The organism is Curtobacterium flaccumfaciens (genome assembly GCF_018598405.1).
Lineage (GTDB): Bacteria > Actinomycetota > Actinomycetes > Actinomycetales > Microbacteriaceae > Curtobacterium > Curtobacterium aurantiacum.
Genome location: NZ_JAHEWS010000012.1, coordinates 39,642 through 60,027, shown reverse-complemented (window position 1 = coordinate 60,027; position 20,386 = coordinate 39,642). Strand labels below are relative to the sequence as shown.

Here is a 20,386-nt window from a genome sequence, read left to right as displayed (position 1 = left end):
TCCGGAGCCGGCGGTCAGCGCTGGGAGAGGGCCACCGCCGTTGCCACCGCGAGGCCGCGTTCGTGCGCCAACGACACCGCGATGGGGCCGCAGCCGATCGACTCGGCCAGGGCCGCGGCAGCTCCGGACAGCTCGACGGTGGGGGCGCCGCTCGCGTCGAGCACGATGGCGATCTCGCGCAGTGGTACCGCCTGCTCGGGCGTCGGCCGCAGCAGCTTCACGACGGCCTCCTTGCCGGCGAAGCGTGCGGCGAGGCGCTCCGGGTCGTCGCCGGTGTCGGTCCGCTCGCGGGTGGTGAAGACCCGGTCCAGGTACCGCTCACCGTGGGCAGCGACGGCGTCGACGACGTCCTCGACCGCGGCGAGGTCGGTGCCGGTGCGGATGGTCATCACGAGGAGCAGGCTACGCACCCGTTGTCCACAGTGCATGCCCTGACCGGCATGGGGCACGCCGGGGGTTCGTATGATCGTCGCCAGGGACCACCGAGGGGGAACGATGGCATCACCGTGGACGGGCATCATCGAGGACGCGCGGCACTACCCGTCGCCGCACAACTCGCAACCGATCGTCGTGCGCGTCGAGGACGACCACACCGCGACCGTGTTCTACGACCTGCGACGGGGGTTGCCGGCGGAGTCGTTCGGCATCCCGTTCGGGCACGTCTGTGCCGGGGTGTTCCTGGCCGGGCTCGACGTGGTGGCGCGGGCGCACGGGTTCACCGTGCAGGAACGGCTCGACCACGCCGAGATGGACTTCGGTCGCCTGGACGCCACGGGTGTCGACGCGGCGGGGGACGACCGCCTGCACCGGCTGGGCACGGTGACGTTGCGTCCGCACACGGTCACCGCGGACGACCGGGAGGCCCTGGCCGGCTTCCTCGCGCGCCGCACCTCACGCAGGCCCTACGACGCGACGCTCGTCGGCAACGCCGCGATCGAGGCCGCGTCCGCCATCGCCTCGGCAGCCGGACACCGCTTCCGCACCACCGACGACCGGGCAACCGTCGACGAGATCGTGCGCGTCAACCAGGAGACCCTGTTCGACGACCTGCGGCACGACGCCGTGCACGACGAGATCCTGCACTGGCTGAGGTTCTCGAAGCGGCAGGCGGCGGCCACCGGCGACGGGCTCTCCGCCGAGACGATGCTCATGCCCGGGCCGGTGCTCCGGTTCGCCATGGAGCACCGCGGACTCTGGGAGGCCCCGGGCATCGGCGGGGTCTTCCGCCGGGTGTACCTGTCCACCATGCGGGGCGTCCGACAGCTCGCCTGGCTCGAGGGACCGTTCAGCACCCCCGCCGAGTACGTCGAGGCCGGACGGGTCTTCATGCGCATCTGGCTCGAGTTCTCCGCACGCGGCATTGTGATGCACCCCTTCGGGACCGTCATCACCAACCCGCGGTCACACGCCGCGTTCGTGGAACGTGCGGGCGTCGACGAGTCCGACGGGCGGATGGCCTGGATGCTGTTCCGCTTCGGCCACAGCGACCCACCACCCCTGGCACACCGCCGACCCGCAGCAGCGATGACCGTCGGGGGTGTGCGGTGAAGCGCGCAGCGGTGTTCTCGGTGGTGTGGGTGGTCGAGACGTTCGTCGCGCTGTTCATGCCCCGCGTCGGCACTCACAAGCTCCTGCTCACGCCGGGCATCGAGCCGCTCCGCTGGACCCTCGGACGCTGGCGCGCCTGGCGGACCGCGGAACGGGCTGCGAAGCGGGTCCCCGCGTACCGGGCGTTCCTGGCGGAGTCCGGACGCGCCTCCCGGCTCGACACCCGCGGCGGGATCGCCGCGGCGATCTCGGGACTGCCCGAGATGGACAAGGACTCCTACGTCAAGCGCTGGAGCATCCCCGAGCGCTGCGTCGACGGACGCCTGCCCCGGCGCGGGGTCGTCGTCGACGAGTCCAGCGGGTCGAGCGGCACCCCGACCAGCTGGGTGCGCGGCCCCGACGAACGCCAGGCCACCCGACAGCTGCTGCAACTCGGGTTCTCCCGCACCGCGAAGGACCTGTCGAAGCAGCCCTTCGTGCTCAACGCCTTCTCGCTCGGGGCATGGGCCACGGGGATGAACGTGACCGCCTCGCTCACCGAGTCGTCCATGATCAAGTCGATCGGCCCGGACCGCGACAAGATCGTGCAGACGATGCGCGAGTTCGGCACCGACTTCACCTACGTCATCTGCAGCTACCCGCCGTTCCTGAAGGCCCTGTTCGAGGACGACCGGCTCGACTGGAGCCAGTACACGATCGTCGCCGCGTTCGGGGGCGAGGGCATCAGCGAGAACATGCGCGCCCACATCGAGCAGTACGCGCAGGCCGTGCTCGGCTCCTACGGGGCGAGCGACCTCGAGATCAACCTCGGCATCGAGACCCCGTTCAGCGTGCAGCTGCGCCGGGCGATCGCCGCCTCACCGGAACTCTCCGCCGCCCTGACCAAGCAGAGCGAGTACGGGGTGCTGCCAATGGTGTTCCAGTTCAACCCGTTCGGCTACCTGATCGAGACGAACGACCTCGGCGAACTCGTCGTCACCATCGCCCGCTCCGAGAACATCAGCCCCCGCATCCGCTACAACATCCACGACCGCGGACACGTCGTGCGGATGAAGGAGCTGCGGTCCGTGCTGCGGGCGACCGGGCACGCCGCGCTCGCCGACGAGGCCGAGCTCGACCTGCCGCTGCTGTTCCACTACGGCCGGTCCGACCTGTCCGTCGACTACAACGGGGCCGTCGTCGCGCCCGACGTGGTGCGGGACGTCGTGTACGGCGATACGGAGCTGCTCGAGGCCGTCGAGAACCACCGGCTGATCAGCTACGAGGACGACCACGGCGACCGGCAGCTGCACATCGCGTTCCAGCTCGCCTCGGGTGCCGGCGGGTTCGACGCGGACGCCGCCCGGGGCGACGTGATCGCCGAGCTGCGGCGGCTGAACAAGGACTTCTCGAACGCGATCCGCACGGCGCCGCCCGGCACGCTGCCGACGGTGGCGTTCTACCCGTACCGGACGGGGCCGTTCCGCGAGGACGGCAAGAAGCTCAAGAACGAGTACGTGTGGCAGCTGCCGGCCGGGTCGGTCGAGCAGTGGGACCTCGACCTGTCGTGGGTCGCGGCGAAGGAGGCCTGAGCCGAGCCGGCTCCGGCGCTAGTCGTACTGCGGCGGCCAGTCGAAGGGGGCCGGCAGGTGCGGGACCTCGCCGACCGTCGTGACGATGAGGACGATCTGCCGCAGGTCCGTCAGCTCGATCGAGCGCGGGTTGCCGATCCGCCGGTGCCCGTCCACCCACACCGACAGTTCGCCGCGCAGGCCGCCGACGTGTTCTGGGCCGAGCGAGACACCCCACTCGTCGAAGAACTGCCCGAGCGTGAACGTCTGCTCCGTCGGGGACTCGACGTGCACGATGCCCGAGGTGTCGTGCGTGTGGATCTCAGCGGCGAACTTCCGGCTGTCGGAGTGTCCGACGTTCGCGGGGACGGTCACCGGTTCGTCGCCGTCCAGGATCGTCAGGTGCGTGTGCACGTGCTCGGCCAGCCGTTCGCCCCACACGTTCCGGAGCCCGGCGGACTCGGCGCGGGCCGTCAGGTCGGTCGGCCGTGGCCAGGGCGGAGCGTCGCGGGTGGTGGCCGGTCCGTATGCGGCACACCCGGACAGCAGCAGGAGTGCGGCCACCGCGACCGCGACGCTCCGCAGGGTCACCAGCGGTCGTGGACGCTCGCGCGGAACCACGTGTCGTACAGGTCGTGCACGGTGGCGTCGAGGCCCTCGATCGGCGGCAGGTCGCCGGCGGCGGCGTTCGACCGCGCCTGCTCCGGGTTGCGCGCGCCGGGGATCGCCGCGGTGACGCCGTCCTGCGCGATGATCCACGCGAGCGCCGCTTGCGGGACCGAGACGGCGTCCGGCAGGGACGCCGCGAAGGTCTGCGCCGCGCGCACGCCGTCGTCGTAGTCGACGCCGCTGAAGGTCTCGCCCTGGTCGAAGGCCTCGCCGTGGCGGTTGTAGTTGCGGTGGTCGCCCTCGGCGAACGACGTGTCCGTCGTGTACTTGCCCGAGAGCAGCCCCGAGGCCAACGGGACGCGCGCCAGGATGCCGACCCCTGCCTCTCGGGCCGCCGGCAGCACGCGGTCGAGCGGCTTGAGGCGGAACGCGTTCAGGATGATCTGGACGCTCGCGACGCCGGGGCGGGCGATCGCGGTGAGCGCCTGGTCGGCGGTCTCGACGCTGACGCCGTAGGCGGCGATCGAGCCGTCGGCGACCAGCGCGTCGAGGGCGTCGTAGACGGCGTCGTCCTCGTAGACCGGGGTCGGCGGGCAGTGCAGCTGCACGAGGTCGAGGGTGTCCTGACCGAGATTCTTCCGCGAGCGGTCCACCCACTCGCGGAAGTTCGCGGCGAGGTAGTTCTCGGGGACCTGGTCGGCGCGTCGGCCCATCTTCGTGGTGATCGTCAGCGGCACGTCGGGGTTCGCGGCTCGCCACGCGCCGATGAGCTGCTCGCTGCGACCGTCGCCGTAGACGTCGGCGGTGTCGAACAGGGTGACACCCGACTCGACGGAGGCGTCCATGACGGCGTTGGCGTCGGCTTCGGAGACGGGACCCCAGTCACCGCCGAACTGCCAGGTGCCGAGACCGATGGGGGAGACGGAGCGGCCGGTGCGGCCGAGGGTGCGACTCTGCATGGGTCCGAGCGTAGTCAGGCGCGCACGGGCGGGGTTCAGCCGAGCGGGTTCAACCGATCGTCGAGACGCCGCGGCGCAGGAGCGCTCGCGCTGCCCGGGCGCGGGGGATGACCCAGACGGCTGCCCACAGGGCCATCGCGCTCCACAGCAGGATGAGCATCGTCGTGATGAGCGTGCCGTGCTGGTCACGCATCGACCAGGTCATCGCGATCCACAGCACGCCGAGGACGACCTTGCCCCAGCCGGCACCCTCGCGATCGGCCTGCGCCTGCACGAGCGGGATCCACTGGTCGGCCGGGACGCCCGCGGGGACCTCGCCCTCGGCGATCCACTCGCGCACCGCGATCGAGCGCTCGTACCCGCCCTCGGCGCGCCACGCGCGGCGCTGTAGGACGACGGCGATCGCGGCACCCGCCGCCGCGGTCGGGATGCCGACCGAGACCAGGACGGTGGTGGTCGCCTCGGTCCACGACGACAGGACCAGCATGACCAGGACGACGGCGAAGGCCGCACCCGTCACACCCGCACCGAGCAGGCGGAGCCGCCCGGCTTCGTCGAGGACACCGACTCCGACACCGTTCACGGGGGAGAGCGTACCTGCGGTGATCGGGGGCCGGGGGCGTTCGTCAGCCCAGTGCCAGCAACCAGCACATGCCGGCGGCGGCGAAGGCCATCGCCCAGCTCACCAGGCTGCCGATCAGGAAGTACTCGGCCTGGTACCCGGTCGTCTCGCGGCGGATCTCGGGGAACCGGACGATCCCCTTCGCGGCGATCAGCGCGGCGACGACGGGGAAGGCGCCGGCCAACGAGAATCCGGCGAGCAGCAGGCGCTCGATCGGGCCGATCATGCGGCCGCCCTTGAGGGTGACCGTGCGGTCTCCGGGCCGGTCGTCGTCTTCGTCCGACGCCCTGCCGGTGCGTCGTCGGCCGAAGCGCTTCGGTCGGCCGGATGCTGCTGCCGCCGCTGTGCGCTGGGCGTCCGGGGAGAGTTCTGCTGGCAGTGCCTGGGCGACGACCACGTTGGCCGAGTCGACCAGGAACAGCGCCGATCCGATCCCGGCGACGATCGCGGCGAGCGGCACCGCGCCGACGAAGGACGGGCCGACGTCCCGGTGCCATTCGACCACGAACCCGGTGGCGTCGGCCGCCGGTGCCCAGAGCAGCAGGACCGCGACGGCGACGGCGAGCAGTGCTGCCGGCCAGGACCCCGAGCGGCGGAGCCAGGGGAGTGCTCGGTCCTGGCTGCCGGCTCCGCCCCCGGACCGGACCGGGATCGTGGTCGCGACCCACGCGGCGGCGAGGACGACCGTGACCAGCACCGACCAGACGGCGAGGCCGAGGCCGAGCACCGCCACGACCGTCGCGGCGACCCAGAGCAGGACGACCGCGATGGTGGTCGGGACCCGTCGTGGTGCCGCGTCGGTGCCGGTCCGTGCGCGGACGACGTCGGCGAGCCCGACGAGGGTCAGGAGGACTCCGGCGAGCATCAGCGGCCCCCGTCCCCGAGGACACGCAGGCCCTCGACCAGGGCGGCGACGCCCGACTTCTGCACGGACTGGGACACCGCCGACGGGGTGATCCCCTCGTCCGTGGCGATCTGCGCCTGCGTCCGGCCCTGCACCAGACCGAGTGCGATCCGGCGGGCGCGGGGTGCGAGTCGCGAGACGACGTGGTCGCGGCTGAGGAAGTAGGCGTTCACGAGTCGCTCCGTCGTTCCGTGGCGGTCGTCGGCGTCGTGGTACCAGGTCCTGAGGAACGCGGTCCGGCCGTCTTCACGGCGGTGGGTCTCGTTGATCGCGTCCCGTGCCGACCACCAGCCCGGACCGTCCTGCAGCGGCCCGGCGCCGCCGGTGCCGATCGTCCGGACCTGTCCGCGCCCGATGCCGAGCCGGATCTGCACCGTCGGGGGGAGGGCGAGGGTCGCGGCCGTCGTCGCCACGAGGGCGTCGGTGAGCGTGGCGTAGATGACCTGGAACTCGTCGCCGACGGTGGCCCGGAGGGGGTCGAGTGCGCTGACGTCCGGGGTACTGTCGAAGGCGTGCTCGACGTCCTGCTGGGCTGCGGAACGATCGTCGAGTGTGCGGGAGTCGACCAGGTCGACGATCACGGCGATCACGGGCTCGGACTGCATGGGTTAAGCGTAGAGCTTCATATCGTCGAAAGTAAGTCTCGGGCTAAACCTTCCGGCTCAGTCGCTCGGGCGCAGGGGGTGGGGCACTCCTGAAATGTCACCTTCTGGACGTGGGGCGTCGAACCTGACAGCATGGGGGGACGCTGTCGGAGGGGGACGAGCAGATGGATGATGCACGACCGGGGACGGGTGTCGCGAGCGCCGGATCGACGGAGACCGCGGTGCGGCGGCAGTACGGCCCGCCACCCGTGCCGCTGATCGCGTGGAGCGGGGGACGCGAGGTGTTCGCCTTCGTGGTGCCGTTCGCTGCCGGGCTGCTGCTGGCCGGGGTGGTGCTGCTGCTCGGCGTCCCGGGTGGTCGCGTCGCCCTGGTGAACGGTGCGTTCGTGGCGCTCGACGGGACCGGGGTGCCTGCGGCACTGCTCGCCGTGGGCACGGTCATCGCGACGCTCGGGCTCGGTTTCGGGGTGACCGCAACCACCGTGGTCATGCTCGCAGCCGCGGACGATGCGGTGGCGCGGCCGCTCGACGCGTGGCGGTGGTCGGTGCACCACTGGCGGCTCGTCGTCGAGGCCGCTCTCGTCGCCTTGGTGGCGGTGGCGGCGGGGACTGCCACCACTCTGTCGTGGCTGGCAGGTGGGTGGGGCGCCGTCGTGATCGTCGTGCTGCTGGTGGTCGGAGCCGTCATCGTGGCGCCGCTGCTGCTCGGTTGGGCGTTGCTCGTGGCCGGTGTGCCCCGTCGTGCGGCGTTCCGTCGCGCCTGGGGGGCTGGTCGGGTCATCGTCCGTGGTGGGCTCGAGGCGACGGCGACGCCACGTCGTGCGCTCGTCGGGGGCGCGACGATGATGACGGTGCTCGGCGTCGGTGTCCTGCTGTTGCTGCGCCTGTTGCCGCCGTCCGCGGTGCGGAGCAGCGTGGTCGTGGCCTGGTGTTGCATCGCCGTGACCGGTCTGGTGCTGTTGGTCGTCGCGATCGCGGTGCGCGGCGCCGCCACGCGGAGCGAGGGTGGTTGGCTCCGGTCACCGCTGACGGGGGACCCGGTGGCCGGGGGACGACGGACGTGGCCCGGTCCCGTCGGAGCGGGCGTGTTGCTCGCGCCGGCGGTGGTGTTCGCCGTGATCGTGTCGAGCAACCCGCTCGGGGTCGTGCAGTACGACGCCGCGTCGGTCGATGCGCGCTTCATCTCCGGTGGAGACGTCGCCGATGTCTCGGGGAAGACCGCTGTCGTGAATGCGCCGTACACGCCGCCGAGCAGCCTGCGGATGTGTCGGCACGCATCGTGCGACGAGGCCACGGGGATGCCCAGCCGGACACTCGGATCCGCGGTCGGCAGCGCGGGTGACGGTGGGCTGCTCGCCGCCCAGTGGAAGGTGCGGTTCGACGGTGAGGAGGCGAAGCAGTACGAGCTCGAGGTCGTGCACTCACGGCCGGGCCAACTCGATGCGACGCCGAAGTCGGACGGTCCCGCCTGGCCGGCGGGAAGACGGGCGGAGAAGCGCGACACCGACGGCGAGGCGCCGGCCGTCGATCGCCCGGAAGGGCGCCGCACCACGGTCGCTGCCGTCGACATCGTGGATGCCGACCGGGACCGCGTCAGCTACTGGATGACCGACGTCGCAGTCGCGAGTTCCGGCGATCGGCCGGTGGTGGCCGGGATCGCCCGCGGCGGTGAACCGGAAGGGCGCTCCCACCTGGTCGCCGTGTTCTGCGAGGACGTGGCGTGTACAGACCACACGGTTCGGCAGGTGGCGCTGCCGTGGATACCGCCGCTGGACCACCAGGGCGTGGACGTCGCCGTCGCGCCGGACGGCACCGCGGTGGTCTCGCTGGTGTCGGAGACCGACGCTCGTTCGCCGACCTTCACCGCCCTTCGGCTGGTGTCGTTCGGTCCGGACGGCGGCCAGCCCGTCGTCCGCGATCTGTCGCACGCGATCCCGTCGGGGGAGCCTGTCCGGGCGTGGGACGAGGCGTACGACGCCCGGGTGGCGATCGGCGGCGACGGGAACCCGGTCGTGCTCGCGCGGTCCAACGGGGTCGCGACGCAACGGCTGACGTTCTGTTCGGATGCGTCGTGCTCGTCTTCGTCACACACGGACATCACGCCGAACGGGCCGACGAACCTGCTTCCGGCGTTCGTCATCGACCGATCGGGGCGGCCACTCGTCGCGGTCCGTGACGAGGAACGCGGCACTCTGGGACTGCTCTCGTGCCGTGACGCACGGTGCACCAGTTCCGAGCAGACGACGATCGCCCGGTTCCCGCCGGTGCAGGACGAACGGTCGAGCACCAGCACGCTGGCGATCGGCCTCAGCGCCGACGACACCCCGATCGTGCTGTCCGGGGGCGTGTCGGAGGACCGGGACGAGGACGCGAAGGGACTCGTGATCCGCTGCGATCGACCCCGGTGCGGGGTGTCGTGACGTGCCCGCCTGGTTCGACGACGATCGAGCGCTGACGCCCTAGGATCGTGGTGAGGGCCTTTAGCTCAGCTGGTAGAGCGCCACGTTTACACCGTGGATGTCGTCGGTTCGATCCCGGCAGGGCCCACCGAGAAGACCCGGATTCAGCGCGTGGCCGGTCCTCCACTGGGACCGGCCAACGATCCGTCAGCCGCTGATGAGGTGTCAGGGCCGTACGGCTTCGAGGTCGCCGCCGATTCGCTGATCGTCGGGCGATGAGGGCGATCGCCCACCGGCGTGGGGCTGTTCGACGTATCTCGGGACCACGGGAACGGTCCTCGTCAATCACCCTGGCGTCCGGTAGCGTCAGCGCCATGACCGAGATGCACCGACGCAGTCTGCTCGAACGGCTGATCGGCAAGCCCTTGCCGTGGCTCGTCTGGGTGTGGGCGGTCATCGCGCTGGTCTGGCTCGTCCTTGCCGTGGTCGAACCGTCCAGGTTCCACACGCAGATGGCGGTCATCTGGATCATCCTCGCCGCCGTGCAGATCGGCTCGGTCTCCTTCGCCCGTGCGCAGGCGCGGAAGCGTGCTCGGAGCGCAGTCGAGGAGCTGTAGCCGGCCCAGCGCCCGGGCACGGAGCGGGCCTCGACCCCGAACGTGTGACCCGGGCGGCGCGCCGCTGCTGTGACCCGTAGGCTCCGAGTCGGACCCACCGGTGCACGGGGCGCACGGTGGGATCCGAGGGGGAACAACATGTCCATCACGTCCAGGATCACCACCGCGGGGACGGCGACCGTGATCGTCGTGCTCGTACTCTCCGGCTGCGCCGGGACCGGCACCGCGGCACCGGGGGCGGAGCGGGCCACACCGCGGTCGTCGGCACCGACACAAGCGCCGGCTCCGGCGCCGACGGAGACGGAGACGCCGACGGCGCCGGCCACCGTCGACTCGGCAACGAAGGACCTCACGTTCGAGGACGGCGACGCGCTCTCGGCGAGCACGCTGCCCGCGTTCGGGCTCCAGGTCTCGGCACTCGACGGCTGGGAGCAGACCGGCGAGGACCCGACCACCGGGTCGCGGGAGTACACGAACGCCGACGGCTCCGTGGCGACGATCACGCAGCAGCGGCTCACCGACCTCGACCCGGCGATCGGGGACCGCGCCGCCACCAAGCAGCTGTTCACGGCCGCAGGGCTCCCGGCCGACCGACTCGAGGAGCAGCTCCTGCCGACGATCACCGGCGGCACCGCGCAGTTCCTGTCGATCGCCGGGCGCAACACGGACGGGTCGTGGTCGGCGACCGTGGCGCGCGCCTTCGCGAAGCCCGGAGCGGCGCTCATCGTGAAGGTCCGGACGACCTCGCAGGATGCGCTCCGTCCCGATCTGCACGACATCCTGGTCAACGCGCAGGTGGTCGTCGCCTAGCGAGTCGAGCCGCCGCGTCGGGGCGCCGCGTCGGGGCGCCCCGACGGGTCCATATGCTGAGTCCTCGTGCGCCGCTCCGTCCGTCTGCTGACCGTCATCGTGATCGTCACCCTGTTCGCCGTCGGGGTCCTTGCGGCAGTGGTGTTCATCCAGCGTGCGCTGGCGGATCCGGCAAGCGACGTCGCGTGGGTCGGCACCGTCCGGGCGATGGGGCTCATCGTCATCGGGGTCATGCTGACACTGCTCGGACGGCGAGGGCTGCCCGCGGCCGTCGACGCGATCAACCTGCTCGCCGACGCCGGTCCGGTGCGGCCGCTCACGGTCGTGGTGTGGGTCGTCCTCGGCGCCAACATCTACTCGACCCTGCGCGGCTGGACGGTGATCGTCCCCGTCGCGGCCGTCGTCGGTGCGGTCGTCGTCGGGTTGCCGTTCGTCGATCGCTTCCTGGACCGGGTGCTCGCCCGGCAAGCGGCGCAAGCCGACGCCGAAGCCACGACACCGGTCGCTCCGGTCGCACCCGCCGGCACCGCATCTGACGCGTGACACGGCAAGCGAGACGTCGCGCGGGACAGACGTGGGAACGGACGGGAGGCCCGGTGCCAGCTGGCACCGGGCCTCCCGTCCGCCGTCGACGCGGCCTGACCGTCCCTGCCGACCCACACGGGTCGGCCCGCCTCAGCGCTCCGCGCGCCCGGCGAAGCGGTACCGGAACCCGGGCACACCCCCCGCGGTCACGACCACGTCGTAGTACCCCCACTCGTCGAGCGGCCAGTGCATCGTCTTGTGCCCGGAGCCGCGGACGTGCGCGGTCTCGCGGTGCTCCACGAAGTCGTTGGCCACGAGCACGAACCGGAGTTCCGCCCGACCGGTGTTCTCGAGCAGGAGCTGCAGGGTGCGCCGACCGCGGTGGTCCCGGACGACGGAGACGTGCGGCACCCCGCCGGTCGCCCGACCACCGGCCTCGACGGTGCCGGCGAAGCGCCGGAGGAACCGGTCGGGCCCGTAGACGCTGACGTCGTACGCTCCAGCGGTCGTCGTGGTGTCCCATGCCCAGTCGGCGGTGGAGCCCACGGGGACGGTCTTCGGGTGGGCGGCGAACGGCATCGCGGTGTTCGGGTACACCAGGAAGTTGACCCCCTGGCGACCGTCGTTCGTGAGCGTCACGGTGACCCGACCGGTGCTCCGGTCGACGGTCGCGTCCGCGTGCTGCCGGTAGGGCAGGCTCCGACGGCGGACGGTCCCGGGCTCCTGGACGGGCACGGTCTGCGCACCGATCGCGGGTTCCTCGATGGGCGGCTTCGCCTGGTCGGCGTCGGCGGCCGCCACCAGCGCCCGGGTCTGCTCGATGCCGGGGACGACGTCGGGGCCGGGGATGCTCGGGTCGATCGCGCTGAAGTCGAAGCAGCTCGTGAGGTCCCCGGAGACGGTCCGTCGCCAGGCGGAGATGTTCGGCTCGCGGACCCCCGTGACGTGTTCGAGGAACTGGATCACGGACGTGTGGTCCGCCACCTGCGAGTTGACCCACCCGCCTCGGCTCCACGGGGACACCACGGTCATCGGCACGCGGGCGCCCATGCCGATGGGCAGACCGTCGACGTACTCGTCTGGGGTGCCGGGTTCGGCGAACGGGGGGACGACGTGGTCGAAGTACCCGTCGTTCTCGTCGTAGTTGACGAGCAGGACGGTCGAGGCCCAGGTGTCCGGGTTGCTGAAGAGCGCCTGCACCACGGCGTTCGTGTAGTGGGCGCCGTAGTCCGGGCTGGCCGCCGGGTGCTCGCTCCAGCCGTAGGGGGCGACGACGTACGACACGGTCGGCAGGCTGTTGGTCGCGCAGTCCTGGCCGAACTGGCTGAGCAGGTGGGTGACGTCGAGGCCCTTGCCCGAGTTCGGCTTCCACCCGTCGTGCAGCCCCGCCCGCGCGGCGAGCTCCTGCTGGGCGGGGTCGGAGGACGCGAGCGCGCGGTGGTACTGCTCGAACAGCCAGAGCGGGTTGTCGCCGTAGTCGCCGACGTACGGGTCGGCGGAGCTGTCACCGACCTCGTCGTTGGCGTAGGTCTTCCAGGTGACCCCGGCCGCCTGCAGTCGTTCGGCGTAGGTGGTCCAGGCGAACACCGGTTCGTAGTCCGCCGGGTTGTCGGTCGCCGGTCCGCCCTGGGCGCCGCGGGGGTCGATGGTGCCCGACCACTGGTACAGGCGGTTCGGCGTCGTGGGCCCGTTGAGCGAGCAGTGGTAGTCGTCGCAGACCGTGAAGGCGCTGGCGAGTGCGCGCTGGTAGGGGATGTCCTCGCTGGTGAAGTAGCCCATCGTCTGGGCGCTCTTCGCGTCGACCCACCGGTTCCAGGCCCCGCCGTTCCACGCGGTGTGCCCGCCGCCCCAGGAGTGGTCGAGGCCGTCGGCGTTCTGCGCGTTGAACCGGGTGGTGTCGAGCCGGAACGGCAGCATGGCGCCCCCGTCGGTGCGGGCCGCCGCCGGCTGGTGGAAGACGTCGTGTCCGGTCGGCAGCTCGAGCGCCTGCTTGTCCGAGAACCCGCGGACCCCGGGCATCGTGCCGTAGTAGTGGTCGAACGACCGGTTCTCCTGCATGAGCACGACGACGTGCTTCACGTCGGCGATCGTGCCGGTGGGGACGGCACGAGCGGTCGCCGCGCTGGCACGATCGGCCGCGCCCGGTCCGAACGCGGACCCGGCGGCGACGCCGGCCATGATCGCTGCTGCGCCGCCCACCAGGACCGTCCGGCGGCTCAGACCGGGGCGGACCGCGGCGGTGTACGCGGCGTCCGGGGTCAGGGGCGGTGCGGCGTCCAGGCTGACGTCGGGTGCGCCGTGTTCGGGCTTCCTCGTGCTCATCGCAGGCCTTCCAGGTCGGTGGGAGTGCGGGCGCCGCGGGGGAGGAGCGCCCGTCAGCATGACAACGAGGTGCGCTGAACCGTGCCTTGCCCGGTCGTGGCAGCGGGGTGAACGCGTCCGGTGGAGTCGGGATCGACCTGTCCAGGTGCGCCGCGGTTCGGCCCTGTGGTTCCGAGGTCGATCCACGAGAACTCCGACGCACCTGGACAGCTCGAGCCGCAGCGCGGGAGGATCACCGGGTGCGACCACTGTTCCGGGAGATCGCCGAGGACCTCGCCGACCGGGTGCTCCGCGGTGAGTTCGACGCCACCGGCGTCCTGCCGGGCGAGCACGACCTCGCCGCCGACTACGCCGTTGCGCGGGGCACCGTGCGGAACGCGCTCGGGCTGCTCCGCGACCGGCAGGTCCTGACGGCACGTTCCGGCTCCCGCTGGCGCGTCCGCACCACGACGCTCGGTCAGGACGCCGGCGCGCTCGAGTCCTTCGGCCAACTGGCCAGGGCACGGGGGCACGAGCCGGGTGGGCGTGTGGTGGCGGTCGAGGAACGGCTGGCAACCGTGCGTGAGCGGCGCGTCTTCCGCGCCGCGCACGACGAGCCCGTCCTGCACGTCGTGCGGGTGCGGTCCCTCGACGGTGTCGACGTCATGCTCGAGCGCACCGCCTACGCCCCGTGGGTCGCAGCCGTCATCAGGACGATCCCCGGTGGGCAGACGTCGGTGTCGGCGACCCTGGAGGACCGGTTCGGCATCCGGGTCGGTTCCGCCGTCACCACCGTGGACGCGCTGCTGGCCGACGACGCGGACGCCGCGCTCCTCGGTGTCCGGCCCGGCGCGGCGCTCCTGCAGGTGCGTCGGTCCAGCACCGCCGAGGACGGCCGCCCGCTCGAGGCCGGCGACGACCGGTACGTCGCGGGGACCGTGCCGCTCCGGATCCGGACGGCGTCCGCAGCGGCACCGGCACCGCGGGACCGCGCCGGGCACGACGACGCGGGATGAGCCGGACGGGAGGCGCGGTGGCAGCTGGCACCGCGCCTCCTGTCCGCATCTGCGCGACCCCACGACGTGGGCCGGCAGGCGGGATCAGCGTCGCAGGGTGCGGTCCGCGGCGGCTGCGACCGCCGCCGCCAGCCCGGCCTCGATGACGTCGACGGGGTCGGGCAGGGCCGCGATCGACGCCGCGACCCGACGGCTGCGGGCGCGGTGGGCCGGCGACGCCAGGACCTCGCGGACCGCCTGACGGATCGCCTGTGGCCGCGGTGTCCCCGAGCGCAGGTTCCGCCCGCACCCGGCCCACGCGACCCGGGCAGCGACCTCCGGCTTGTCCTCCGTCGACCCGGCGACCACCAGCGGCACGCCGTGTGCGAGGGCACGCTGCACCCCGCCGAACCCGCCGTTCGTGGCGACGACGCTGCACCGCGGCAGCAGCTGGTCGTAGGGCAGGAAGGTCGCCACCCGGGCGTTCGCGGGCAGCGCCGTGCCGAGCGCCCGTTCGACCTGGTCGACCGGGCGGCCACCCGTGGTCGCGACGACGAGGACGTCCTCGTCCGCCAGCGCGCGCAGGGTCGGCGCGAGGAGCCGGCCGAGGTCGACGGTGTCGATCGTGCCCTGGGTCACGTGCACCACCGGGGTGTCGCTGTCCAGGTCGTCCCACCACGAGGGCAGGTCGGCCTCGGCCGTCGGCGCCGCGCGGGCCACGACCGGACCGACGAACCGGACCGAGTCGGGGAGCTCGCGGCGGGGGTACTCGAGCTCCGCGACGCTCAGCTGGAACAGGGTGTCGAAGCAGCGGTAGGCGAAGTCGAACGTCCCGGTCTGCGACGGCGGCGCCCCCACCTCGGCGAGCACGGCGTCGACGGCCTGTTGCAGCGGGCGGGTGAGCACGGGGTGGATCGCGGCGGTGAGCAGTCGGTTGCGCACCCGCGCCAGTGGCCCGCGACCCGGCGCGAGTGCGGTGCCGAAGGGGGCGGCGTCGACGCTGGTGAGCGTCACCGGAGTGGTCGCGATCCCGAGCACGGGCAGGCGGTCGCCCGGCGGCAGCGCGAGGTACGGGGCGAGCCCGGTGAACGACGCCTCGCCGAGCACCGCGTCGAAGCGCCCCGCTGCCAGCAGCGCCGTCAGCGCGCGGTACTGGGACGGGATCGCGCGGACGAACATGGCGATGATGCCCTCGCGGACGACGGCGATCCCGCGTGCAGCCGTGGCGTCGGCGAGCCGGTCCTGCAGATCGGCGTCGTCGAAGTCGACGTCGGCCGGCAGCCCCACGAACCGGAGCCCGGCGCCGACGACGAGTTCGCGGTACTTGGACCCCGTCAGCACGGTGATCTCGTGGCCGCGCTCGGCGAGGGTGCGTCCGACCTCGACAAGGGGCGCGAGGTGGCCGTAGACGGGCGGGGCACAGAGCAGGTACGAGGACACGGGGGCCGCTTCCGTCGGGGGGATGGCCGGACGTTCGGAGCGTAGGTGCGGCGAGCACGCGCGTGGCGCGGCACGGACTGGGAGTGGGTGAGAGTCCTCGAGCATCGGCACCCTGGTGACGGTCGGCATGCTCGTGAGGCGCGCGGTCGAGGCGAACGGCAGCGAGCTGCCCGCGGTGGCGCGTGCGGCCCGCGACGTGAGTGGATGACGGACTGGAGGCCCGGTGCCAGCTGGCACCGGGCCTCCAGCCCGTGTCGTGACGGCCCAGGACGTGGGCCGTCACGCGCGGGCCAGCCACCTGTTTCGGTGGGCACGCGGCGCGGCAGGTGGGAACAGGATCGCAACGTCGACGAAACACGCGCGCGGTGGGGTGGATGCATGGACGTCACCGCCACGGATCGTGCTCCCGCTCGCTGGTACCAGTCGCTGTTCGTGCAGATCGCGATCGGGGTGGCCCTCGGCATCGCCGTCGGGGTCTGCTTCCCCGCGGCAGCGCCGGTGCTGAACGTGGTCGGGCAGGGGTTCATCCGACTGATCGAGATGGTGATCGCGCCGCTCGTGTTCATCGTCGTGGTGACGGGCATCGTGCACGTCGGCGACCTGCGGTCCGTGGGACGGATCGCCGGCAAGGCGATGATCTACTTCCTGCTCGCGTCGTCGTGCGCGCTCGTGTTCGGGCTGCTGGTCGGCAACCTCGTGCGGCCCGGGGCCGGCCTGCGGATCGACCCGTCGTCGCTCGACGCCTCGGCCGTCGCGGCGAAGACCGCGGGCGGCACGGCTCCGGACGCGGGGACCTTCATCCTCGACCTCATCCCGTCGAGCGTCGCGAACGCGTTCGCGACCAACGACATCCTGCAGGTGCTCGTCTTCGCGGTGTTCGTCGGAGCGGCCATCGCAGCGATCGGGAGTGACCGTGCGCGACCGCTCGTGCGGGGCCTCGACCTGTGCCTCGAGGTCGTCTACCGCATCCTGGGCTGGGTGATGCGTCTGTCGCCGCTCGGTGCGTTCGGGGCGATGGCGTACGTGGTCGGGCAGTACGGGATCGACACCCTCGGGTCCTACGGGCTCCTCATCGCCGCCTGCTACGGCGCCGCGGCGGTGTTCATCGTGGCGCTGCTCGTCGGCGGGCGGCTGCTGTCCGGGGTGCCGATCTGGCGCTTTGTCTGGCACACCCGGGCAGAGTTCGGGCTGGCCCTGGGGACGGCGTCGACCGAGGCCGTGCTGCCGCGGATGATCACCCGGCTCACCGAGGTCGGCGTCTCCCGCAGTGTCGCCGGGCTCGTCGTGCCGACGGGGTACTCGTTCAACCTCGACGGGGCGGCGATCTACCTGTCGATCTCGCTGCTGTTCCTGACCCAGGCGTTCGGGGTGCCGCTGACGCTCGAGCAGCAGGTCGCCGCCCTCGGGGTGCTGCTGCTGACGTCGAAGGGCATGGCCGGGGTGCCGGGATCGTCGTTCCTGGCACTGTCCGCGACGGCGACGAGCCTCGGGCTGTTCCCGGTCGCTGGCGTCGCGCTGCTGCTCGGTGCCGACCGGATCATGGACGCGATGCGGGTGAGCGTCAACCTGCTCGGCAACTGCGTCGCGACGCTCGTGGTGGCGCGGTGGCAGGGCGAGCTCGACCGTGAGCGGGTGGACGCGGTGCTGCGGCCTGGGCGCGGGGTGCGGCCGTCGCCCTCACCGTCGCCGTCGCCGTCGCCGGAGCCTGAGCCCCCGGTGGGTGGCGCGGCTGTGTCGGCGCCGGTTCGGTGAGGGCTCGCGGCGCGGTCAGCGTTCGAGGACGGCGCGCTGCTGGTCGTACTGCTGGCGGGTCCGGTGTCCGCCCATCTTGCGGACGACGGCGCCCGAGGGGTCACGCGTGATCCGCCACCAGATCGCGGTGCAGAGCGCGTCGACCGGCAGAGCCGTGCCGAGTCCGACCAGGAGCTGCCTGCCGAGGTCCGTCCGCTACGGCAGACCCGAGACCTCGAGCGCGGTCACGACGAGCAGACAAACCACGATGGTGATCGGGCTGAGCCAGAGCTTCCGCACGGTGCGTTGACGTGCCACGTCGATCTCCGCCAGCTGCGCCAACGGCAGCGTCGAACCGACGTGCTCGCGCGCCTCGCCACCGACGATGACGGCGGCAGGGCCGGGGGTGGTCGCTGTGTCGTCCGCGTCCGAGGCGGGTCGCCACACCACGTCGTCCAGGTGCTCCAGGTCGTCGTCGATGCGGAACCAGCCCCCTTCGAAGCCGTCGGCAGCGGCGTCGGGATCGGCGCGAGGCGTGGTCGTGGTCACGTCGGTCATCTTGGCAGCAACCAGGGCTGCTCCGGCACCACCGATTCGGGGGTGGGCGGATGCGTCGCTCGGGCCCCGATCGCGTTCCGCTGACAGGATGGTCCGGACACCACGGGGGCGGGGGCCGGCATGGGCACGGAACAGCAGGACTGGCGAGACCAGCGGACGGGCCCGACGACGGGGCGGGGCAACGCGATCGCCATCGCGCTCGTGCTGCCGGTGCTGCTCGTCGTGAGCTGGGCGGTCCAGATCGGGGCGTACCTGGCGCGCGACTTCGGGTCGATGGACGACCGGCTCGGAGCAGGGGGCGTGTTGGCGCGGCTGGTCATCGGCGCCGTGCTCGCCGTGGGGATCCCCGTGGTGGTGCTCGTCGTGCAGGTCCGGGCTCGTCGGCGCGAACCGCGGCACTCACTGGTCGCCGTCGTCGCGGCGATCGTGGTGCTGGTCATCGCCGTGCCGTGGAACGGCCTGGTCCTGACGTCGCAGGTGCGGAGCATGGTCGCCGACGCCCGGCAGTGGGCGCAGCCGGCGACCGCCGCCGAGCGGCACTTCGCCGACGGCGACGCCCGGGCCACGCTCGAGCGGATCGGGGACCGCACCGTGCGGATCCTCGGCGGCGACCGGAAGTCCGCCTACCGCGATGGTGAGCGAGCCGGTGGCGCGTACAGCGATGACTGCCTGCTGTCGAACGCCCACCAGGGGGTGCGGTGGCGGTACTGGTTTCACCCGGACAACTACACGGACGCCGACGGCAAGGAACTCCTGCCCGAGGACCACACGTTGATCGAGGGTGCGAACCGCGACGTGGACCGCGTCCGCGCGTACTGGGAGTCCGAGGGCATCGACGCACGGTCGGAGGCGGAAATGGTCCCCGACCAGCTCTCGCCGGCCGCAGACTGGCTCGAGAGCGGCACGTCGTACACGCGGCCCGGTCCGGACGTCGACTTCAGCACGATCTGCCTGGTGCGCTGACCCGAGTGACTTCGGGTCGCCTGGTCGCCGCTCAGCGTTCGTCAGCACGGGTCGGGGGCCGGCCGACCAGGCGCTCGACGGCGGCGAGGACGACGGCCGGGGGTTCACCTGTCGCGATCTCGGTCCTGACCCGATCCGCTGCGACGCGGAACGCCGGCTCGGTCAGGAGTCGCGACGCGGTGGCGCGGATGTCCGCCGGGGTCGCCGTCGCGGCGTCGAGGACGAGTCCGGCGCCCAGGGCCTCGACGCAGCCGCCGTTCGGCAACTGGTCCGCACCGAGCGGCATGACCAGCAGGGGCACCCCGTGCGCGAGTGCCCCGGTCACCGATCCGGACCCGCCGTGGTTCACCACGAGGTCCACGAGCCCGAGCACCGAGTCCTGCGGGACGTACTGCTCGATCCGGATCGCTCCCGGCCCCGCCGGCACCGGGAAGGTCGTCGGGTCGACCCAGGGTCCGGTCGTCACGAGGATCCGTGCCGGCAGGGCGGCGAGGGCGTCGATGAGCCGAGCGAACAGGTCGCCTGACTTCGTGTTGAACTCGGTGCCGAGCGTGACGTAGACGCGCGGTCCGTTGCCGGTGGCCAACCACGCCGCGGCATCCGACGGTGGTGACGACCAGGTGTCCGGTCGCATCCGGATCACCGGGCCATGCAGCTCGTGCCCGGATCGCATCGACGCCGGGAACGGGATGACGGTGAGCGCGCCGCCGATCATGTGCTGCTGCGGGTCGGGCCCGAGTCCCGCGCGTCGCCGGAGCGCCTCGAGCGGCTCTCGCACCACGTCGCGCCAGGTCCCACCGGCCGAGGCGAAGGCCAGGACCACCACGCACGGCACCCCGGCTCGTTCGGCTGCGGTCATCGCGCCGAAGTCGAACTCCCCGCAGACCACGAGGTCGGCCGTCCACCGAGTGACCAGCCGTCCGACGTCGACGACGGCCCCGGCGGCCGCGTCCCCCAGGAACACCTGGGGGACGCGCGTGAGCACCGTGCTCGGGTCGATCGGGGTCAGGGCGCCGGTGCCCGGCCTGCTCGCCGGCAGCTCCACGTCCCGCGGCTGCCGGTGCGAGAACCCGGTCTGTTCGAGGACGGCCTCGCGTGCGCCGCTCAGTGCGGTCCGGTGCCCGGCAGCGCTGGCCGCGCGGGCGAGCGGCAGCATCGGCGCGAGGTGTCCCCGCCCCCGTGGGAACGAGAACACGATGCGCAGGGGGTCCGGAGCCCCGTAGCCGGGCCGGCCGTTCGCAGCAGACACC

19 protein-coding genes and 1 tRNA gene are annotated in these 20,386 nt (G+C 72.3%); 10 read left to right on the top strand and 10 right to left on the bottom strand.

Annotated features, from left to right (window positions below; genetic code table 11):
• Positions 1–14: 14 nt before the first annotated feature.
• Positions 15–389: a holo-ACP synthase gene (locus tag KK097_RS09550; RefSeq protein WP_214544516.1), complete on the bottom strand. Its 375-nt coding sequence runs from the start codon at positions 387–389 to the stop codon at positions 15–17.
• A 106-nt stretch (positions 390–495) separates the two neighbouring features.
• Between KK097_RS09550 and KK097_RS09545 the strand changes: the two genes are divergently transcribed.
• Together KK097_RS09545 and KK097_RS09540 are read left to right on the top strand one after the other, a co-directional pair.
• Positions 496–1,548 (top strand): nitroreductase family protein, encoded by a 1,053-nt coding sequence (locus KK097_RS09545; RefSeq protein ID WP_214544515.1) that lies wholly within the window; start codon positions 496–498, stop codon positions 1,546–1,548.
• Complete coding sequence (locus KK097_RS09540) at positions 1,545–3,119, top strand: phenylacetate--CoA ligase family protein (RefSeq protein WP_307858360.1); 1,575 nt, start codon at positions 1,545–1,547, stop codon at positions 3,117–3,119. Before KK097_RS09545 ends, KK097_RS09540 begins: the two co-directional genes overlap by 4 nt.
• Positions 3,120–3,137: 18 nt before the next feature.
• On the opposite strand, the gene KK097_RS09535 is transcribed toward KK097_RS09540, so the two are convergent.
• From KK097_RS09535 to KK097_RS09515, 5 genes are read right to left on the bottom strand one after another with little or no spacing between them, the layout of a single operon-like run.
• Positions 3,138–3,689, bottom strand: a complete 552-nt coding sequence (locus tag KK097_RS09535) for a hypothetical protein (protein WP_214529853.1) — start codon at positions 3,687–3,689, stop codon at positions 3,138–3,140.
• Entirely contained in the window at positions 3,686–4,666 is a 981-nt protein-coding gene (locus KK097_RS09530) for an aldo/keto reductase (RefSeq protein ID WP_214544514.1), read from the bottom strand. The genes KK097_RS09535 and KK097_RS09530 overlap by 4 nt, the downstream gene beginning before the upstream one ends.
• Positions 4,667–4,715: 49 nt before the next feature.
• Positions 4,716–5,249 (bottom strand): hypothetical protein, encoded by a 534-nt coding sequence (locus KK097_RS09525; RefSeq protein ID WP_214544513.1) that lies wholly within the window; start codon positions 5,247–5,249, stop codon positions 4,716–4,718.
• A 43-nt stretch (positions 5,250–5,292) separates the two neighbouring features.
• Positions 5,293–6,153 carry a hypothetical protein gene (locus KK097_RS09520; RefSeq protein WP_214544511.1) on the bottom strand — a complete coding sequence of 287 codons (861 nt, stop codon included), beginning with the start codon at positions 6,151–6,153 and terminating at the stop codon, positions 5,293–5,295.
• Positions 6,153–6,797 carry a SatD family protein gene (locus tag KK097_RS09515; RefSeq protein WP_214544510.1) on the bottom strand — a complete coding sequence of 215 codons (645 nt, stop codon included), beginning with the start codon at positions 6,795–6,797 and terminating at the stop codon, positions 6,153–6,155. Before KK097_RS09515 ends, KK097_RS09520 begins: the two co-directional genes overlap by 1 nt.
• Positions 6,798–6,961: 164 nt before the next feature.
• On the opposite strand from KK097_RS09515, the gene KK097_RS09510 reads away from it, so the two are divergent.
• The 5 genes from KK097_RS09510 (at position 6,962) to KK097_RS09490 (ending at position 11,166) form a co-directional block, all read left to right on the top strand.
• Positions 6,962–9,217 carry a hypothetical protein gene (locus KK097_RS09510; protein WP_214544508.1) on the top strand — a complete coding sequence of 752 codons (2,256 nt, stop codon included), beginning with the start codon at positions 6,962–6,964 and terminating at the stop codon, positions 9,215–9,217.
• 54 nt (positions 9,218–9,271) lie between these two features.
• Positions 9,272–9,344, top strand: a tRNA-Val gene (locus KK097_RS09505).
• Positions 9,345–9,570: 226 nt separating this feature from the next.
• Entirely contained in the window at positions 9,571–9,813 is a 243-nt protein-coding gene (locus KK097_RS09500; protein WP_214544506.1) for a hypothetical protein, read from the top strand.
• 138 nt (positions 9,814–9,951) lie between these two features.
• A complete protein-coding gene (locus KK097_RS09495) occupies positions 9,952–10,623 on the top strand; it encodes a hypothetical protein (protein ID WP_214544504.1) in 672 nt (223 codons plus the stop codon).
• A 66-nt stretch (positions 10,624–10,689) separates the two neighbouring features.
• Positions 10,690–11,166 carry a hypothetical protein gene (locus tag KK097_RS09490; protein WP_214544502.1) on the top strand — a complete coding sequence of 159 codons (477 nt, stop codon included), beginning with the start codon at positions 10,690–10,692 and terminating at the stop codon, positions 11,164–11,166.
• 132 nt (positions 11,167–11,298) lie between these two features.
• Here the strand turns inward: KK097_RS09490 and KK097_RS09485 are convergent, their stop codons facing one another.
• A complete protein-coding gene (locus KK097_RS09485) occupies positions 11,299–13,470 on the bottom strand; it encodes a phosphocholine-specific phospholipase C (protein WP_214544501.1) in 2,172 nt (723 codons plus the stop codon).
• Positions 13,471–13,709: 239 nt separating this feature from the next.
• Here KK097_RS09485 and KK097_RS09480 point away from each other — a divergent pair, with 239 nt between their 5' ends.
• Complete coding sequence (locus KK097_RS09480) at positions 13,710–14,465, top strand: GntR family transcriptional regulator (RefSeq protein WP_214544500.1); 756 nt, start codon at positions 13,710–13,712, stop codon at positions 14,463–14,465.
• An 84-nt stretch (positions 14,466–14,549) separates the two neighbouring features.
• Here the strand turns inward: KK097_RS09480 and KK097_RS09475 are convergent, their stop codons facing one another.
• Entirely contained in the window at positions 14,550–15,884 is a 1,335-nt protein-coding gene (locus KK097_RS09475) for a glycosyltransferase (RefSeq protein ID WP_214544499.1), read from the bottom strand.
• Positions 15,885–16,262: 378 nt separating this feature from the next.
• On the opposite strand from KK097_RS09475, the gene KK097_RS09470 reads away from it, so the two are divergent.
• Positions 16,263–17,636, top strand: a complete 1,374-nt coding sequence (locus KK097_RS09470) for a cation:dicarboxylate symporter family transporter (RefSeq protein WP_250896613.1) — start codon at positions 16,263–16,265, stop codon at positions 17,634–17,636.
• 195 nt (positions 17,637–17,831) lie between these two features.
• On the opposite strand, the gene KK097_RS09465 is transcribed toward KK097_RS09470, so the two are convergent.
• A complete protein-coding gene (locus KK097_RS09465; RefSeq protein ID WP_214544498.1) occupies positions 17,832–18,164 on the bottom strand; it encodes a hypothetical protein in 333 nt (110 codons plus the stop codon).
• 129 nt (positions 18,165–18,293) lie between these two features.
• Here KK097_RS09465 and KK097_RS09460 point away from each other — a divergent pair, with 129 nt between their 5' ends.
• Positions 18,294–19,136 carry a hypothetical protein gene (locus KK097_RS09460; RefSeq protein ID WP_214544497.1) on the top strand — a complete coding sequence of 281 codons (843 nt, stop codon included), beginning with the start codon at positions 18,294–18,296 and terminating at the stop codon, positions 19,134–19,136.
• Positions 19,137–19,167: 31 nt separating this feature from the next.
• On the opposite strand, the gene KK097_RS09455 is transcribed toward KK097_RS09460, so the two are convergent.
• Positions 19,168–20,385, bottom strand: coding sequence for a glycosyltransferase (locus tag KK097_RS09455; protein WP_307858359.1), 1,218 nt, complete (start codon positions 20,383–20,385; stop codon positions 19,168–19,170).
• Position 20,386: the final 1 nt, after the last annotated feature.

Coding starts and splice junctions, on each gene's coding strand:
- KK097_RS09530 (WP_214544514.1), bottom strand. CDS start 4,666: ATGCAGAGTCGCACCCTCGGCCGCACCGGCCGCTCCGTCTCCCCCATC.
- KK097_RS09495 (WP_214544504.1), top strand. CDS start 9,952: ATGTCCATCACGTCCAGGATCACCACCGCGGGGACGGCGACCGTGATC.
- KK097_RS09510 (WP_214544508.1), top strand. CDS start 6,962: ATGGATGATGCACGACCGGGGACGGGTGTCGCGAGCGCCGGATCGACG.
- KK097_RS09520 (WP_214544511.1), bottom strand. CDS start 6,153: ATGCTCGCCGGAGTCCTCCTGACCCTCGTCGGGCTCGCCGACGTCGTC.
- KK097_RS09500 (WP_214544506.1), top strand. CDS start 9,571: ATGACCGAGATGCACCGACGCAGTCTGCTCGAACGGCTGATCGGCAAG.
- KK097_RS09550 (WP_214544516.1), bottom strand. CDS start 389: ATGACCATCCGCACCGGCACCGACCTCGCCGCGGTCGAGGACGTCGTC.
- KK097_RS09515 (WP_214544510.1), bottom strand. CDS start 6,797: ATGCAGTCCGAGCCCGTGATCGCCGTGATCGTCGACCTGGTCGACTCC.
- KK097_RS09485 (WP_214544501.1), bottom strand. CDS start 13,470: ATGAGCACGAGGAAGCCCGAACACGGCGCACCCGACGTCAGCCTGGAC.
- KK097_RS09545 (WP_214544515.1), top strand. CDS start 496: ATGGCATCACCGTGGACGGGCATCATCGAGGACGCGCGGCACTACCCG.
- KK097_RS09470 (WP_250896613.1), top strand. CDS start 16,263: ATGGACGTCACCGCCACGGATCGTGCTCCCGCTCGCTGGTACCAGTCG.
- KK097_RS09460 (WP_214544497.1), top strand. CDS start 18,294: ATGGGCACGGAACAGCAGGACTGGCGAGACCAGCGGACGGGCCCGACG.